Consider the following 18,500-nt stretch of genomic DNA (forward strand, 5'->3'; position numbering starts at 1 on the left):
GGTTCAGGAACAGCTTCGGGCGTAATTGCAGGTATTGATTGGGTAGCAGCAAATGCTAAATTTCCTGCTGTAGCAAACATGAGTCTTGGTGGCGGAAATTCAGCGGCACTAGATGCTGCAGTAAACCGGGCGATTGATGCTGGAATTACTTTTGCTGTAGCGGCGGGTAATTCAAATATAAATGCTTGTTCCGGGTCGCCAAATAAAGTACCTGCTGCGATCACAGTTGCGTCGTCAACTCGATATGATAGCCGCTCAAGCTTCTCAAATTGGGGAGCATGTATTGATATATTCGCGCCAGGCTCAGATATTACGTCGACTTGGAGCAATGGCGGTACCAATACTATTAGTGGTACCTCAATGGCAACACCACATGTTGCCGGAGCGATAGCACTCTATTTGCAGGCTCACCCAGATGCTTCGCCGGCTGAAGTAGCTTCGAGTATGACTGGATATGCTTCAACAGGTTTGATCAGTCGCTTAAATGGTTCACCAAACCTTCTACTTAATATAGCTTTCGATGGTGAGACTGAGCTGCCAAGCCCTCCTCCAACGCCACCGCTTGAAAAAGTCACTTATGAAATAAGCGATCCGCAGAGAGTCAAGCACCATTTGTTAACCTTAACGGGCTTAGCTGCTAATACGACTTATTGTTGTAATGTTTATTCTTCGGATATCACAGGCGATACAGTTAGTGCGCCGCTAAGAGGCTCAACGGCAGCTGTACCAGATACAGAAGCCCCAGAATGTGTCGGTGAACCCTCCGCAACGGGCTATGTCGATTCGGCACAACTTACTTGGTCTTCAAGTGAGCTGACTACCGCATTGCTTAATTACCGCCCCGTTGGCGCGGCTGACTGGTTAGAAAGTGGCACAATCAATTTATCTACACAAGATTCTCTGCTACTTACAGGCTTGACTCCCGAAACGGAGTACGAACAACAAATCACTTTAACTGATGTGGCGGGTAATAGTGCTCAATGCCCGTTAGGATATTTTGAAACTATCGCACCAGGAACGATTCCAGACGCGGTATTTAGCTTGCAGCCCGTTGTAAGTAATATCAGCGAGCATAGTGCTACGGTCAGCTGGAGTACCGTCCAACCATCTACTGGCAATGTCCGCTATGGTGAGGCCGACAGTGATTTAACTAAACTTCGTTCAGATAATCGTAGCCTCAGCAATCACAGCCTGGAGCTTTTGAATCTCGAAGCTAATACCATGCATTACTTGCAGGTTGATGCATTTAATATCCTTGGTGAGAAAACTAGTAGTGAGATTGTTAGCTTTACAACGCTTCATTTCGATAATGACTTTGATAATGACGGTGTAAGTAATGATGTGGATAACTGCCTGTTTACGCCAAACCCAGACCAAATCGACAGTGATAATGACGGTGCCGGGGATGCTTGTGACCCGCCTGTATTGGTCGACAATGACTTCGACAACGATGGAATACTGAATGATGTTGATAATTGCCCGACCACGCCGAACGCTGATCAAGCTGATAGCGACAACGATGGTTTGGGTGACGCCTGCGATGCGCCGAATAATAATGACAATGACTTCGATAATGATGGCGTACTTGACGACAACGATAACTGTCCATTGGTTCCAAATGCTGATCAAGCTGATAGCGACAATAACGGTATTGGCGATGCTTGTGACGCCCCCTTAGTATCTGACGATGATTATGATAACGACGGCATACTGAATGATGTTGATAATTGTCCGTTAATTCCAAACACTAACCAGCTTGATAGTGATAATGATGGAGTTGGTGATGTTTGCGATACCCCGGCCCTAGCTGATTACGACAGGGACGGTATTCCAGATGAAAGCGATAACTGCCCTTTGATTCCGAATAACGATCAGGCTGATCGTGATAGCAATGGTGTTGGCGATGCTTGTGATGTTCCGCTTATCTCAGACGACGATTATGACAATGACGGTGTACTTGACGGAGTCGATAACTGCCCATTAACACCTAACCCGGATCAAATTGATAGTGATAACGACGGGATTGGTGATGCCTGTGATGCGCCTATCGTTATCGAAAATGACTTCGATAACGATGGAATACTTGACGAAAATGACAATTGTCCACTAATACCCAATGCAGATCAGAGTGATCGTGACGCTAATGGTATTGGCGATGCATGTGATGTCCCCGAAATTATTTCACCACCGCCACCGGAATTAGTTGGTATTAGCTTAAGTGGTGTAGTTAATGGTGAGGGAAGCCCCGTTGGAGGAGCCGAAGTAGCAATCTATAATAGTCAGAAACAATATCTGAGTTCTGTGGCTACATCGTCGGACGGTGCGTACTTATTTGAAAATATGAGTGCTGGCGATTATTTCATTGGTGTTACTCCGCCATCAGAAAGTGGCCTCAGCAATCCTACCCTGCAGGAAATAAGTATTGCTGGTCGCGACGTCGTTCACTTGATTACATTGATAGGTGACGCACTGACCTTATCTGGTTACCTAAAAGATAGTCAGGGGCGCGTGATCGATAAGGTTCAAGTAAGCTTGCATCAGCAGAGCACTGGTAACCAGGTGGGCAATAAAGTACTCACTGATACACAGGGTTATTTTGAATTTGCAGTATCGCCGGGCAACTATAAGCTAAGACCTTTACTCGATGTGTTTAACTCAGCTAGCGTTTCGGCAGTTCCTGCTTATCCAGTACCCGATTACGCGGCAATTTTTCATGAGCCGCAGAATATTCAGGTTAGCGCGAATACTTCTCTCGATATTACGCTGCCACTTGCTTTGCTTTCCGGTAAGACTGTGGATGCCTTTGGCAACGCAGTGCCTGGCGTTGCGCTAACAATTCAACATCAATTCTCTACGACGACTCAGGACTACTATCTCGAAAACTATGCGACAGACTCCTTAAGCAATGCGATATCTGACGATAATGGCGACTTTGAATTCGCGATTTTCACTGATCAGCCAGTCGACATTATGCTTACGCCTCCGGGAGCGCGCAACGACCTAGCTGTGACAAGTATCCAGGATTTCAGTATCAGTGAAGATACACGTCAAAACTTCACTTTAGTCGAAGGTGTATCGCTTTCAGGTGTCTTGCAGGACACGCAGGGTCGACCTATAGACAATACTAAACTCAGCTTGCACCTCCAGGAAAATGACGCCCAAGTTGGCGGCGCTGTTTATACAGACGAAAATGGTACTTATCAATTTCAGGTTGAGGCAGGCACCTACAAAATTAAGCCTCATTTGAACCCTTTTGGTCGTGGCGAAGATTCAAGACCAGCCTATCCCTTACCTGATTTTGCAACGGTGTTGTTTGCAGAAGAAAATATTGTTGTTGAGTCTGCTACGGTTCAAGATGTGATCTTGCCAATGGCCATTTTGAGTGGAACCGTTAGCGACAAAAATGGCGCACCAGTTGCCGCTACGCGCGTGACAATTAGCCATATCGCGTATCAGCAAAATGGAAACAGTGACAAAGGTTTCTATCTGGAGAGTCAGGGCAAGTCGCCTGCGACACATGCTTTGAGTGACGCAAACGGTGAGTTTTCAATAGCGCTGTTTACTAACCAAAGTACCGATATTAATTTTGTGCCGCCGCTAGGCAATCAGCTTGTTAGTAGTACGCTAATTAGTGATTATGTCATTGCGCAGGATACAGCTGATTCTTTCGTTTTAGCGCAGCCTTTCACTTTATCTGGCTACCTGTTAGATGAGCAGGGCAACCCGATAGACCATACAATGATTACCGCACATAATCAGAGTAATCGTCAACTTGCTGACACACCCGTTCTCACCGACAGCGAAGGTTATTTCGAGTTTAAAGTTTCCTTTGGAAACTATCAGTTAAGGCCTTACTTACAGACCCAGAATCAAGTTGATGACGAGGGTGTTGTTACGGCTTACCCTGTACCCGATTATGCTGCAGTTTATTACGCTGCCAGAAATATTAGTGTTTTCGCTAATACCTCAGTTGATGTAACGATTCCAATGTCAGTATTAAGTGGAAAAGCACTCGATGCCAACGGCGTCGCTGTTCCGGGTGTTAAATTGCGAGTAGATCATGCATATACGCGTGATTCGATCAGCTACTACATGGAAAATACTGGTGATGGCATCAACAGTAATGCGATCAGTGACAGTAATGGTGAGTTTGCATTCGGCTTATTTACAAATCAAGAAACTGGCATATCAGTTAATCCTCCAGAAAGTTCAGGGTTCGCTATCACCAATGTTAGCCATACTATTACCCAGGAAACCAGTGAAGATATCTGGCTAATTCATAGTGATTTTGCAGTACCAACAATTATTGCTGGTCCTTATGTTAAGCATATCACCGACTCAAGCGCTGTTATCGAATGGACAAGTGATAAACCTGGCTCAAGCATTGTAGATTTATCAAACGGCTTACGTTATCAATCAGACACACTAAGCACTGAGCATAGCGTCGTCGTGACAGGGTTGGGCCCCGAGACTCTTTATCAGGCAGATGTCCATTCATTAGATAAAGATGACAGGGCCTCTGAAACACTAAGTACCAGTTTTACAACGCTTGCTGTACCGGATTATCGGGCACCCCTGATACTAGAAGGCCCTTATGCATCAAATATAACGCATGAGCAATTTACCTTATCTTTGTGTGCAGATGAGCCGGTTAGAGGCTCGATATATGTTGATGATCAACACTTCACTCTTTCGGATTTAGCGATTTGCCATCAAATTCTTATCGAAAGTTTGAGTCCGAATACTGCGTACACAGTTATTGCTGAAGTAAGTGATGAGCAAGCTAACGGCCCTACAACAAGTCAGGCAATGACTGTCACCACCCTGCCCGCCCCCGACATCAGCGCTCCGAACATCTTACTGATGCCAATGGTTATTGACATTTCCGATACCAGTGCGACAGTTATCTGGACGACGGATGAAGCATCAACAAGTGGTGTATCTTATAACGATGGCAGCCAATACCATGTGGTAAGTGATCAACGTTTTGTCTTAGAGCACTCAATGCCTTTGGCAGATCTTTTACCTGAAACAGAATATACCTTAACGGTATCTTCCACAGACAGGCATGGAAACGGCCCGACTATCAGCACGCCGATAACCTTTACAACCCTGGCCTCACCAGACACCATGGCACCCATTATTATCGGCAGCCCATTAATACTGAATATTACACATCAAAGCGTCGTCATTCGCTGGAAAACTAGTGAGCCTGCAACGACTCGTCTAGTAATCGGTACTTCGATAGATGAACTTGAGCAAATTGAAAGTAAAAACGGTTTAAGGGCTTCGCATACTTTGCCAGTGACCGGCTTACAGCCTGATACATTTTATTACTTCCAAGTTCAGACCGCTGATGCGCAAGGTAATCTTGCAATGAGTGAGGTTATGTCCTTCCGCAGTAAAGTTAGAGGCCATCAAGGCGATCCTCACTTTATGTCGGAAGTGGAGGTTCTCGAACTTAGCGGTGCCACGCTGAGTGTCTACTGGGAAACCGATGTAAACGCTGATGCGCGATTGGTATGTACAAGCGCCGCCGCGACGCTTGAAGTGCACGTATCTAAACCAACTAAGAAACACACGCTTACTTTGACCACTTTAGTGGAAGGTAATAGCTATACTTGTACGGCATATTCCACTGATCATCACGGATATACAGCAAGCAAGCAAATTAATACGCTTATCGAAGTTGCCTCTAGTAAGCTAAGAAGTATTTCAACAAGTTCAGACAACACTGCGCCAATTCTGACCGCAACACCGGTTCTTGAAAGTTTCGGTGAGCTTGCAAGCTTAAGCTTAGTAAGTGATGAATTGTCGGTTGTATTTGTAGAATATAGACCTGAAGGTTCTGCTGATTGGCAAGCAGCGGGCTCACAATCCGAGAAGCTGGCACACTTTATTCTTCTTCAAGAGCTAATCCCCAATAGCAGCTATGAGCTACGATATGTGTTGGCTGACATTGTGGGCAACCAAACATCTTTCCAAACAATTTCTTTTAACTCCGGTAGCTTGATCGATCTACCCTTGCCTGCTTTCAGCTCGCAGCCGGACGCAAGCTTTATTTCAACAAACACAGCGCTTGTTGAATGGGCTAATACCGATCAAGCAATTGGCCAGGTAAGCTTTGGTACGGCGATTGATGACTTATCTTACAAAGAAGCCAATATAGATAGTGGACTGAGTCACCAAGTGAATCTTGTGAACCTTGATCCTGCGACTCATTATTATGTTCGTGTAGACGCTTATAATTTACTTGGCGAAATGGTTAGCAGTGACACCCTTAGTTTTGTTACGTCTGCTACAAGCGATAATGCAGACAGTGATAATGACGGCTTGCCGGATGTATGGGAGATCCAGTTCGGCTTGGACCCACAAGATGCCAGCGATGCATTTATTGACCAAGACAACGATGGTTTGAGCAACCGAGAGGAATTCGCTGCGCAAACTGACCCTAATAGCGCTGATAGCGATGTGGATGGTATTCCAGATGGTTGGGAGTTTGATCACAACCTCAACCCAAATGATGCAGCAGATGCTAGCCTTGATACTAACAATGACGGCATAACGAATTTGGATGAATTCCTTAGTGCGGCAGATACTGAGGCGCCGGTGATTGATTTGGTTTCTGAAATTACGTTGGCGTCTAATGGGCCATTAACTGCAGTGCCAATGAGTAATATTAGTGCAAGCGATAATGTTGATGGAAGTGTCGCGCTTATTAATTTAGATGAGACCCACCTACCACCGGGGCATCACATAGTTAACTGGCTCGCAGAAGACTCGGCCGGTAATAGAACAATTGCCAGCCAGTCTATACAGATAATACCGCAACTTTTGTTAAGCAAAGCTCAGGTCACAAGTGAAAACAATCGTGTTTCAGTTAACTTGAGCTTATCTGGGGAGGCACCAGTTTACCCTGTGCTTGTTCCTTACAGTCTTGGTGGTACAGCTAACGAAAATGATTACGACTTACTTACTAGCTCAAATGTCACCGAGCAGTCCACTAAGGTCAGCGGTGTCGTCATTTTTGACGAAGGCATGACTGCCGAGCTAGTACTAGAAGTCTTAGATGACCAAATTGTTGAAAGTGATGAGCAGCTTATCGTTACATTTAATGATCCGGTCAATGCGGTGATAGGTGCGAACGAGCAGCATCAGATCACGATTACAGAATCGAATATTGCCCCTAGATTAAACGTGACCGCAGAGCAAAATGGTTTGGCGCTTACAACGCTCAGTTCAGGTGAAGGCTTGGTGACTATTCATGCGCTTGTTGATGATTTAAATTCGGCTGACTCACACTCATTTGACTGGAGTAAAACCGACAACCAGCTAGTAGACCTTGACGGCGACTCAAGAACGCTTACCTTTGATCCGGTCAATTTAAGTACAGGCGTATATATCGCCGAAGTGAGTGTTACAGACAACGGTACGCCAAGTAAAGCTTCAAATGCACGTATAAATCTTAGAGTGATTGATACCTATCTTACATTGTCGGCAAATGACGATTCTGATGGTGATGGAGTCAATGATTTCGTCGAGGGGCGACTAGATTCCGACTATGATGGTATCGCTGACTACCTTGATTTTATTGACGGTTCAGCTTTGTTGCAGCACCGAGTAGGCAGTGACGATGAATATCGCTACCTAATGCAGGTTGAATATGGAGCGTCTCTATCCTTAGGCACAGCCGCTATGACGGACCCTAATGGCGGCGCATTACTCAGTGCGTTAAATCTGGGGGATATGGGATTAGAAACTGATGCTGAATTCGACTATGCCAGCGGCCTATTTGATTTCGAAATTCATAATGTGTTGCCAGTTGGAAGTAGTATTCAACTCGTTATTCCGCTTATAGAACCGATTCCTGAAGAAGCAGTGTATCGTAAATTAGATCCAATATACGGCTGGCAGAACTTTGAACTTGATAGCAATAACCAACTATATTCAAGTGCAGGAGAGCCAGGCATTTGCCCTTCTCCTGGAAGTACTGCTTATCAACCAGGCTTAACGCAAGGCCACAACTGTCTAATGATGCTAATAGAAGATGGCGGTGCCAACGATGCAGATGGCCAGGCTAATGGTACTGTGCTTGATCCAGGGGGCGTTGCCAGCTTAGTTTCTGAACCAGTAACTGAACCCACTACGAGCAAGGGTGGCAGTGGTGGCGGTTCAGTCTTCTGGATGCTGTGGCTTGTAGCGTTGCTTGGTTTAAAGCGAATTACACTAAGAGAGCGCCTTTAATTGAGTTTTATATCTTACGTACCAGAAAACCTGGTGCGTAAGATAAACGGGTATTTAATTCCCTCTATGACCCGCAGTGACGCTGTTTAGTGGGTTACGTAATCCTTAAATGTCGCTGGCTCGGCCAGAGATAGCGCTGAGCATTTCTTCTGCCTCGTCATAAGACATGTACTTTGCAACGGCGTAGGTTGAGTTAGCTTCTTTAAAAGCACCCTGAATAATTTCAGAAAAATCTGAGCGTTTTATTTGAGGTATCGTGTTCTCGATATTTAGCGTAGAAATCAAATTTTTGACTTCACTAATAAACGCTTCAGCTAGCACTGTATCATTATCATTTCTGCTGCCGAGACCCAGGCATTGTGCAAGTTCAGCCAAGCGTGTCGTGCTCGCAGCTTTAGTGAATTCAAGCACATAAGGCAGAACTTTTGCATTGGATTCGCCATGGGGTAGTTTGTACTTAGCACCTAATTGGTGGGCAAAAGCATGCACATACCCTAATCCGGCGATATTTATCGTTAAGCCTCCGTAGTACGAAGCCAGCGCCATCTTCTCTCGTGCTTTAGCATTGTTGCCACGTTTGTATACCTTCGGTAGGTTTTCAAAAATCATTTGAATACCTGAACGAGAATAATAGTCAGACTCTTCGTTTGCCATGCCGCTTAAATAAGATTCGACAAGGTGGGTTAAGGCATCCATCCCGGTTGCTGCAGTAATAGCAGGAGGAAGGCCCTTCATTAAATCAGGGTCTAGTGCCGCTACTAAAGGAACTATTTTTGTATCAATAACAAGTTCTTTTTTGTGGGTAATGCTGTCAGAAATAACGGCACCAATGGTTGCCTCAGAGCCAGTACCCGCAGTGGTGGGAATTGCAAAGAAAGGCGCAGAAGGTTTCTTGCCCTTTAAAATGCCAACCAGATCTCGAGGGCTCACTTCGTTACTTGCAGCTAAAGCAATAACTTTAGCAGCATCAATTGAAGAGCCACCACCAATAGCCATTACAGAATCACAGTTTTGCTGTCGATACTTACGGAGGCCACTTTCAACTACTGTGAAGGTAGGGTCAGGCTCTACTTCGGTAAATAGTGAATACTTCATCCCAGAAAGATTTAACTGTTCAAGTACTGGGTCGAGAAGGCCCGTATCGTAAAGTGCCTGGTCAGTAACAATCAAAAGTTTATTGAGGCCAAACTGAGAAACCGATTCACAAAGGTTGATTGATGCACCTTTGCTCATAAAGATCGTCGGTTTTGGAATGTTAAGTAAATAGGTAACGGCCTTAAGACCCGTTACATATCCCTTGCCTACTAATTGATTCTTGAAACGGGAGAGCTTCAATGTGTTGACAATTTTGGATTCCAATTCGTCGATTACCTTTGGCACTTTTATCGTCATACTTGCACTCCTTAAGGTTATTTTTGTTTTTGAAGCTTGCCGTAATTACGCGCTTATTACTAAAACTTTATTTGACTAGCTCGCTAATGTTAATTTTTACTTGTTGCTCGGAACCTAACTCAACCAGTTCAGCTCGGCCTTCAAAATCGCCACTTGCTGCGCTAACTTGACCCGACTTGGAAACACGCGCAGTAACATTTACGAGCTTAGCATCGGAAAGCTTAGCTGCAGGACTCATTGCGTCAGCGTCACTCAAGTTAATTGTTAGAGGAAGCTCAGAAACAGTATGTCTACTTGCAGCAAGAGGCGGGCTAGCTTGATTCGCGTTTTCAGCGTTTTTTACAAATACAAACACGGTATCACCGGGTTTAACTGAGCCGAGAAGTGTTTCATCAAGCGATACGAATACATCAATTAACGAACCGCTGCTGTCGCTGGAAAAATCTGACAGTTCGATACCTGCACGGCGCTGCGCTTCATTAATGCCTTGTTTCATCTGGCCGGCGGCCGGATGTTCAGGATAAGCCTCTAAAACTTTAGACCAGTACTCAATAGCTAGTGAGAAGTCCTCAGACGTAAACGCATTGATTGCTAATAAACTTAAGGTATTTGGTTCGTTTGGGTTTAGTTCTAATGCCTTGTCAATCGTACCTTTAAGCGCGTCGGTGAAAATGCCCTTGGATGCGTAATATTGAGCCTGAGCTGTAATTCCGTAGGTTGCAGCAAGATCTTGATAGTTTATCTCGGGAGCCTCTTTTAACAAGCGAGTAACTTGTTCGAATGCGTCGACAGCAAGAGAATAGCGCTCGGTGTTCATTGCGGTGCGTGCTAGCAGGCCCCAGCCTTGAATGTTATTTGGGTTATCTTTTAGCTTGGCGTGTAATTGTTCGAGTAAGGCAGAGATGTCACCGTTTCGTGCTTGCTCAGTGGCACTAGCGAGCTCTGCATTACTTTCACTTCCTTCAAGATAGGCAACAACATCGTTGTAAGCGCCATAGTGGTTATAAAGAGCGGCGCTTAGTGCGACAACAACGGATACGCTGCCAAGTATAATTCCAATTGATGAGAATTTACTTAGCGAACTAGAGGTGGAATCAGAGTGGCTTTGATCGATACGATCGGCATCTTCGAGCAGCGTGTTATCAAGTTCTTCCTTAAGTTGAGCATATTGCTCGTCACCGATCACACCGCTATTTTTATCTAACTGTAATTCATTTAAGCGTTCTTTATATATTAATACATTTTGGGCAGTACGTTCTTTATTCTCGTTGGCCTGAATCTTATTCTGCTTGATTGTTTGTCGCTGGATAGATGCGAAGCGAAAGCTTGGTACGATAACAAACAAGCTTGCAAGGCATAGTAAAAGTAAAGCGGGTAACCAAAAGTCGTACATTAAGATTTATCCTGATCGTTGTCGGCATCAAACTCACGAAGCAATGCCTGAACTTTGTTGTTTGTACTGTCGGCCCTAGAATCAGATACCGAATCATTGCTCGTTGATGTGCCAGGTTTATCTTGATTGGTGTTTCGCTTATTACGAACAGCGTAAGCGATAACGCCCATGCCAAAAATGATAAAAATCCAAGGTCCATACCAGAGCATTAAGGTTTCACTACTAACTTTTGGCTTATAGGTGACGAAATCTCCAAAGCGATCAATCATAAATTGAACAACTTCTTCAGGACTACTCCCTTCTTCAAGTAAACGGTGAACCTCTTTGCGCATGTCGGCAGCAATTGGGGCGTTAGAGTCAGCGATATCTTGATTTTGACATTTTGGGCAACGGAGCTCCTTAGTCAACTCAAGGTAATTCATGCGCCTTTCTTCATCAGAAAACTGATAAACGTCTATATTTGCGCTAATAGGAAGCGAAAAGAAAGTTGTAAGGGAAAACAGCAAAATTAATCTGCTTGTGAGCTCGTTCATAGCACCACCTTTCCTTCGAGTTTGTCGATCAAAGGCTTAAGCGTCGAGTGCCAGACTTTGTCATCAACGACACCAACATGGCGATGCCTGACATATCCGTGCTGATCGATAATGTATGTCTCTGGAGCACCATAAACACCTAGATCAAATCCAAGCTTTCCCTCAGGGTCGTAAATGTTGAATGTATAAGGGTTGCCTAGTTTTGCAAGCCAAACCTGAGCAGCATCACGCTCATCCTTGTAATTTAATCCAGCGATTTTGACGCCCTGCTCTGACAGAGTGTTTAGATAGGGGTGCTCAACTCGACACGATGGGCACCAGGTTGCCCAGACATTTAAGAGCATTACCTCACCGCTGAATACTGAGTTATTGAGCTGCTTATTTTGGTCTGACAAAGAACTCAGCTGAAACTTCGGTACTGGGTCGTTTAGCCGTGCCGTTTCTAGTTTGGTAGGATCCTTACCGATAGCGGTATATAGTATGAGCCCAAGAGCAATAGTAAGAACGAGAGGTGTGAAAAGGACGATTCTTTTGTTCATACCAGGCCTCCATTTTTATTGTCTACGAGTTTTGACTTTAAGCGATAACGACGATCACTTATCGCAAACAATCCACCTAGCGCCATAAAAATAGTGCCAAGCCAAATCCATCTAACGAAGGGTTTTATTTGAATACGAACTGCCCAGGCACCGTCAGTGAGTGGCTCGCCTAAAGCAATATAGAGATCACGGAATAGCCCGGCATCAATGCCTGCTTCCGTCATAGGGCTGTTCTTAGAGAAGTAAACTCGCTTCTCGGGGTGTAATGTGGCGACTTCGTTCCCTGATGCAACCGAGGTAACACGTACCGTGGCACGATCAGCCTGATAGTTAGCGCCAGTATAGGGATCTAAGCTTTCAAATACGAAGTTGTAACCAGACACACTCACTTGCTCGCCAGGCGCCATACGAATATCTCTTTCTTCAGATTCAACCGACACTAGCGTTACGCCTAGAATACTAAAGGCAAACCCCAAGTGGCCAAGCGTCATTCCAACATAGGAACGGCTGAGTCGTCTCAGGCCGCGAATGCGTCCGGCTTTGTTCTCTGATTTCTGATATACGTCTTTTAAGGTAAAGCCGGTAATCCAAAGCGCTAGAAATGACCCAAAAAACGCACCGACATGAAATTCTTCAAAAAGAATAAATGGCAAGGCGAAAGCGATCAATACCGCCGACAAGGCAACCCAGCGTAGTTGCTTAATCAAAAGTGAAAGCTCAGTGTTTTTCCAACGCCCGACAACACCAAAACCCATCACGATCGCTAAAATGGACATCAGCGGTGCAAAAACGGCGTTAAAGTAAGGAGGCCCAATTGATAGTTTGCCTGCGCCGATAAAATCTAATACTAATGGATAGAGTGTACCCATCATAACTGTGACCCATGCAACGACCAGTAATAGATTGTTTACCAGCAAAAAGGTTTCCCTAGATAGCATGCTAAATTGAGCTTTGCTGCGAACCTCGGGAACCTTGAGCGCATAAAGTGTTAGAGAGCAAACCATTGTGATGCCGAGCAAGCCAAGAACGAATTGACCGCGAGCAGGGTCCGATGCAAACGCATGAACAGATGTTAGCACCCCAGAGCGAACAAGAAAGGTCCCGAGTAAACTGAGCGAAAATGCAAAGATCGCGAGTAATACAGTCCAGCTCTTAAATACTCCGCGTTTTTCGGTTACAGCCAGGGAGTGTATTAAAGCGGTACCCACGAGCCATGGCATAAAGGAAGCGTTTTCTACTGGGTCCCAGAACCACCAGCCACCCCAGCCAAGTTCATAATATGCCCACCAGCTACCCAGGGAAATACCTAAGGTGAGGAACGCCCAGGCTACTGTAGTCCAGGGGCGTGACCATCTAGCCCAAGCTGAATCTAGTTGACCGCTCATCAATGCGGCAATCGCAAAGGCAAACACAACCGAAAAACCGACATAGCCCATATAGAGCATTGGCGGATGAACGATCAGTCCAAAGTCTTGAAGTAGAGGGTTTAGATCAGCGCCCTCTGCTGGAAACTCCGGTAAGTAACGGTCGAAAGGGTTTGACGTCAAAATAATGAAGGATAAAAAACCGATACTTATCATCCCCATTACCGATAACACTCTTGCGAGAATATCTGAAGGCAGTTGCTTGGAAAATAACACAACAGCCGCAATCCAGCCGGAAAGAATCAATGCCCAAAGTAATAAAGACCCTTCATGACCACCCCAAATTGCACTTATCTTATATTGCAGTGGTAACAGTGTATTGGAGTGGTTGGCTACGTACTGAACACTAAAGTTATCTTGGACAAACGCAATACCCAGGCAAGTGAAGCTGAGTACCATAAAAACGAACTGCCCCCAGGCTATTGGACGGGCTAGATAGACGCACAATGCATTATTGCGAGCAGCTCCCCATAGTGGAACGACAGCCAATAAAACGCTTAGTGAAAAAGCGATGACTAGTGCAAGATGCCCTATTTCTGGTGTAAACATCTACGGCTGTCCTTCTTCGACGGGTTTAGTATGAATGCCTTTTGGCGCGGTGCCACCAGACTTTTCTAAAGCGTCAGCAACTTCGGGCGGCATATAGTTCTCATCGTGCTTGGCTAGAACTTCATCGGCTATAAGAACATTGTTCTCATCGAGCCGGCCAAGCGCTACAATCCCCTGTCCTTCTCTAAAGAGGTCTGGCAGTATTCCTGTATAAGAAACCTCTACGTTTTCTTTATAATCGGTTAGCGCGAAGGTGGTGGCCAAACTATTTTCGCTACGTTTAACGCTTCCCTCTACAACCATGCCTCCAGCACGAATACGAGCGCCCTTTGGGGCCTCTCCTTGTGCGATTTGTGTTGGGTTATAAAATAGATTTATATTTTCCGTCAAAGCGTACATGGCCAGACCAATCACGGTCCCAAACCCAACGAGAAGAAAAATAATAAGTGTAAGGCGTTGTTTGCGCTTAGGGTGCATCAATTATTTCCACCTGAAATCAATACTGAAAGATTAGTAAAATAGTTAGCAAATCGTCTGCTAAGGCTCAGTCTGTGCGGTTTGTTTATTCTTGAGTTCCGTGCGTCGATATCTCTGAGAAAGCTCGCGAAGAATAGACTTTCGTTGCATTAGCGGTTGAACATAGGCGATAAGGAATACTAGCAAGCCTATACCGTAACATAGCCACACGTATAAACCATGCCCACCCATATTTAAAAACTCAGAAAAGCTGTCAAAACTCACTGACGCCTCCTAACAAGTAAAACCATTTTTGTTGAACTAAACATGTCGCTAGCGAACTCCGGACTGCTTTACGATGTCCTGAACCCATCTGGTTTTTCGCTCTCGAAGCAATATTTGGTTCTGCATTCTGATAATAACAAGTGCCGCGAAAAAGCAGTAAATACCGATGACCATCACTAATAAGGGTATCCACATTTCTGGCACCATTGCTGGTTTCTCGGTTAATTTAAAGGTTGCTGGTTGATGCAGGGTATTCCACCACTCAACAGAGTATTTAATAATCGGGATGTTCACGACGCCAACAAGCACAGTAATGGCAGATGCCCTTGCAGCCATATTTGCATCTTCAATAGCGGTTTGAATCGAGATCACACCAAAGTATAGAAACAGCAAAATAAGCATGGCGGTGAGCCGTGCATCCCATACCCACCATGTACCCCAGGTTGGCTTGCCCCAAACCGCACCAGTGAATAAAGCTAAAAAGGTAAATGCCGCACCAATTGGTGCAGCGGAAGAAATAAATATATCAGCAATTTTCATGCGCCAAACAAGAGATACTAGAGCAGCTGAAGCCATCATCATGTAGCAAGATTGAGCGAGAATCGCGCTTGGCACATGCAGGTAAATAATTCGGAAGCTGTTTCCTTGCTGATAATCAGGTGGAGCAAAAGCCAGGCCCCATGTAACCCCTGCTGTTATTAAGCCAAGTGCTGCAATCAGAAACCAGGGATAGTACTGTTTCGAAATATCATAGAACCACTTCGGCGAACCAAGCTTGTGAAAAAATGTCCATTTCATGGAGTTACTTCTTAACTAGCATAGATTGATTAAAATACTCGAGCTTCATTAGTTTGAAACACTCATCCGTAGTGCGGCAGCAGACGCAAAGGGCGAAAGTGTAACCGCTAGCACCAGCATGATACCGATAATTGCGAGGTGCCCGCCAACTGGTAAACCGTCAATACTGGCCTGTACCGTACCGGTACCAAATATTAGCACTGGTATAGTCAGTGGTAAGACTAATAGAGAAACCAGCACACCACCAGAGCGCAAGCTTACCGTCAATGCAGCACCAATGCCACCAATTAAGGTGATAACAGGAGTCCCCATGATCAAGGTCAATAAGAGTATTGGCAGGTGTTGAGGGTCAAGATGCAACATGACAGCGAGTAACGGCGACATGACCACAAGCGGCAGAGCAATTAGCAACCAATGAACAAAGGCTTTAACTAGCAGCAGCAGATATAAAGGGTGTGAGCTTAGTACAAGCTGCTCGAGTGAACCGTCGTCGTAGTCGGCCTGGAACAGGCGATCCAAGGAAAGCATTGTAGAAAGTAAGGCAGCAACCCAAACTAAACCAACAGATGCCGTGCCTAGAAAGTCGGGTGAAGGGTCTACGCCTAAGGGAAATAACACAATAATAATAGCGAAAAAAACTAGTGGGTTTGCCAGTTCCTGCTTGTGCCTAAATGCGGTAAGAAACTCTTTAGTTAAAATAGCTTTGGCGACGGGCCACAAACCGGTACTGGAGTTCATGCTCATATTACACTTCCTTTAATGGGAAGTATTTCAAGTCCGGGTAAAGAAAGCTGATGATGTGTTGTAAGAATGATTGTGACACCGCTAATTGCTTTTTCTAACAACAAATTTTCAAACTGGGCAACGCCTTGCTTATCGATGGCAGTAAAGATCTCATCAAGAATCCAGATCTTTGCCTCAGAGAGATATAATTGCGCCAGAGTTACGCGACGCTGCTGACCTGCTGACATATTGCGGCATAGAACATGTTCATACCCTTCTAAGCCGACTGAGCTGAGCGCGCTCCATAGCTGTTGTTCTACAACTGTTTGTCGCAAGCCAAGTAGATAACGCAGATTCTCTAAAGGTGTCATGCTGGTTTTAATGGCAGATTTATGGCCAATAAAAAGAAGCTGAGACTGGAAACTAAGCTGGGATTTATATAGAGCTTCGCCCTGCCAGTTAACTACGCCGTCATATGAAGTGAATAAGCCAGCTAAAATTCGTAGCAAGGTTGTTTTACCTGCACCATTAGGGCCTTCGAGCTGCGTTATCGTGGCAGGAAGAAAACTATGCTCTAGCCCGGAAAACAGAATGCGGTCTTCACGTTCACAAGATAGCTGCTTAATTTGGAGTACTGGCTCAACCATAGAGGTTTATGACTGCTTAAATAGAATCTCGAAGTCGCTATTATACCTGCAAAATACAATTTGAATATCTATTCACTTAGCTTATACCTTACAAATAAGAAAGGTTGCCTAAAGCTATACCACTAATGAGGAAATGCTCGGCAACCTATATCGATCGAGGCGAAATAATCAGATTGAGCGACTAAGCACGCCTTTTTGTAAAGGCATGAACTCCCAGGCCTGAGAGCGTCTGAGCCACAGATATCCAGGCTGTCTGATCAGGTATGGCCTGTTTGCCTTTAGATAGCCTCGCAAGCTGTGATTCGTACCAGGTAATATCAAGCATGGTCATTTTATCGATAAACTTCACGCCAGTGCTGGGTTTCGGTATATCAATCTTGTGCTCGGGATTTGCTATTAGCTCATTGGGAAAATCGGGATAAACAGAGAGCGGTCGAGCCAAACCGATAAAATCAGTTGCGCCACTCTTTAAGGCTTGAAGCATTGCGCTACCTGAGCGGAAGCCGCCAGTAACGACAAGTGGAATTGAAACGCGCTCGCGGATTTTATCTGCATATTCTATGAAGTATGCTTCGCGTCGGCGTGTTGATTCCTTAATGTTATGACCTACCATGCTTGGGCTTTCGTAGGTGCCGCCGGAAATTTCCAGTAAATCAATTCCCGCTTTTGCAAGGGTTTCGACTACTTCCATAGATTCTTCATGAGAGAACCCTCCTTTCGAGTAGTCAGCAGAATTTAATTTAATGCCAATTGGGTAATTATCATCTGTGGCTTCACGAATAGCACGGTAAACCTCTAATACAAAGCGCATTCTATTTTGTAAGCTACCGCCCCACTTGTCTTTTCTCTGGTTGTGGTGTGGAGATAAAAACTGGCTAACCAAATAACCGTGAGCGCCATGAATTTGTACACCATCGAAGCCTGTTTGTTTGGCAAGTTTTGCGGCGGTCGCAAACTTTTCGATTATTTCTAAAATTTCGCTTTCTTCGAGCGCACGAGGGGTGGCAAAGGTGTTTTCAAGCCCCCCACCTAAAGGAATAGCAGAGGGGGCGACTGGCTGCTTTGTTAAAAACGTTGGCGATTGCTTACCTGGGTGGTTTAATTGCATCCAAACTTTGGTGTCATTCTGCTTTGCAGCGTCCGCCCATTGAATGAAGCTCTCGAGGTCGCTTTCGTTATCTAGAACAACGTTTTTTGGTTCGCCAAGTGCTGCCCGGTCAATCATGACGTTACCTGTGATAAGTAACCCAGTACCGCCAGCTGACCAGGTACGATATAACTTAGCAAGTCGCTTGCCCGGATTGTGCTGTTTGTCTCCCAGTTGTTCGCTCATTGCAGACTTAAAGAATCGATTTTTAACGTTTACATTACCTTGTTGATATGGCGTAGCAAAACTTAGACTTGGGTGTGTAGTGCGTGACATGAGAACCTCGGTTTTTGGTTTTTATCTTATTTTGCTAATAATATAGATCTATATTTGTGACCGCTAGTCATGAATAGTGTAATACACATTCCTA

The 18,500-nt window shown here is 45.0% G+C and carries 12 protein-coding genes; 1 reads left to right on the forward strand and 11 read right to left on the reverse strand.

Annotated features, from left to right (window positions below; all coding sequences use genetic code 11):
* On the forward strand, positions 1-8,244 hold an 8,244-nt coding region (locus A3757_RS01570), incomplete at its 5' end, for a thrombospondin type 3 repeat-containing protein (RefSeq protein WP_156506095.1).
* Positions 8,245-8,349: 105 nt separating this feature from the next.
* On the opposite strand, the gene A3757_RS01575 is transcribed toward A3757_RS01570, so the two are convergent.
* From A3757_RS01575 to A3757_RS01625, 11 genes are all read right to left on the reverse strand, one after another.
* The gene (locus tag A3757_RS01575; RefSeq protein WP_068510746.1) at positions 8,350-9,636 is read right to left on the reverse strand and encodes an iron-containing alcohol dehydrogenase; all 1,287 of its coding nucleotides are present in this window, start codon (positions 9,634-9,636) and stop codon (positions 8,350-8,352) included.
* 67 nt (positions 9,637-9,703) lie between these two features.
* Positions 9,704-11,029, reverse strand: coding sequence for a c-type cytochrome biogenesis protein CcmI (gene ccmI / locus A3757_RS01580; protein WP_068510744.1), 1,326 nt, complete (start codon positions 11,027-11,029; stop codon positions 9,704-9,706).
* Positions 11,029-11,562, reverse strand: coding sequence for a cytochrome c-type biogenesis protein (locus A3757_RS01585; RefSeq protein WP_068508837.1), 534 nt, complete (start codon positions 11,560-11,562; stop codon positions 11,029-11,031). The genes ccmI and A3757_RS01585 overlap by 1 nt, the downstream gene beginning before the upstream one ends.
* Positions 11,559-12,101: a DsbE family thiol:disulfide interchange protein gene (locus tag A3757_RS01590; protein ID WP_068510742.1), complete on the reverse strand. Its 543-nt coding sequence runs from the start codon at positions 12,099-12,101 to the stop codon at positions 11,559-11,561. The genes A3757_RS01585 and A3757_RS01590 overlap by 4 nt, the downstream gene beginning before the upstream one ends.
* Entirely contained in the window at positions 12,098-14,074 is a 1,977-nt protein-coding gene (locus A3757_RS01595) for a heme lyase CcmF/NrfE family subunit (RefSeq protein WP_068510739.1), read from the reverse strand. Before A3757_RS01595 ends, A3757_RS01590 begins: the two co-directional genes overlap by 4 nt.
* Positions 14,075-14,551: a cytochrome c maturation protein CcmE gene (gene ccmE, locus A3757_RS01600; protein WP_068510737.1), complete on the reverse strand. Its 477-nt coding sequence runs from the start codon at positions 14,549-14,551 to the stop codon at positions 14,075-14,077.
* A gap of 60 nt (positions 14,552-14,611) precedes the next feature.
* The gene (gene ccmD, locus A3757_RS01605; protein ID WP_068510734.1) at positions 14,612-14,815 is read right to left on the reverse strand and encodes a heme exporter protein CcmD; all 204 of its coding nucleotides are present in this window, start codon (positions 14,813-14,815) and stop codon (positions 14,612-14,614) included.
* A gap of 48 nt (positions 14,816-14,863) precedes the next feature.
* Positions 14,864-15,613, reverse strand: a complete 750-nt coding sequence (locus tag A3757_RS01610; RefSeq protein ID WP_068510731.1) for a heme ABC transporter permease — start codon at positions 15,611-15,613, stop codon at positions 14,864-14,866.
* 48 nt (positions 15,614-15,661) lie between these two features.
* Positions 15,662-16,357, reverse strand: coding sequence for a heme exporter protein CcmB (ccmB, locus tag A3757_RS01615; RefSeq protein WP_068510728.1), 696 nt, complete (start codon positions 16,355-16,357; stop codon positions 15,662-15,664).
* Entirely contained in the window at positions 16,354-16,983 is a 630-nt protein-coding gene (gene ccmA, locus A3757_RS01620) for a cytochrome c biogenesis heme-transporting ATPase CcmA (protein WP_068510725.1), read from the reverse strand. The genes ccmB and ccmA overlap by 4 nt, the downstream gene beginning before the upstream one ends.
* Positions 16,984-17,164: 181 nt before the next feature.
* Complete coding sequence (locus tag A3757_RS01625; protein ID WP_068510724.1) at positions 17,165-18,406, reverse strand: NADH:flavin oxidoreductase/NADH oxidase family protein; 1,242 nt, start codon at positions 18,404-18,406, stop codon at positions 17,165-17,167.
* Between the last annotated feature and the right edge of the window lie 94 nt (positions 18,407-18,500).

Source organism: Oleiphilus sp. HI0117, assembly GCF_001635235.1.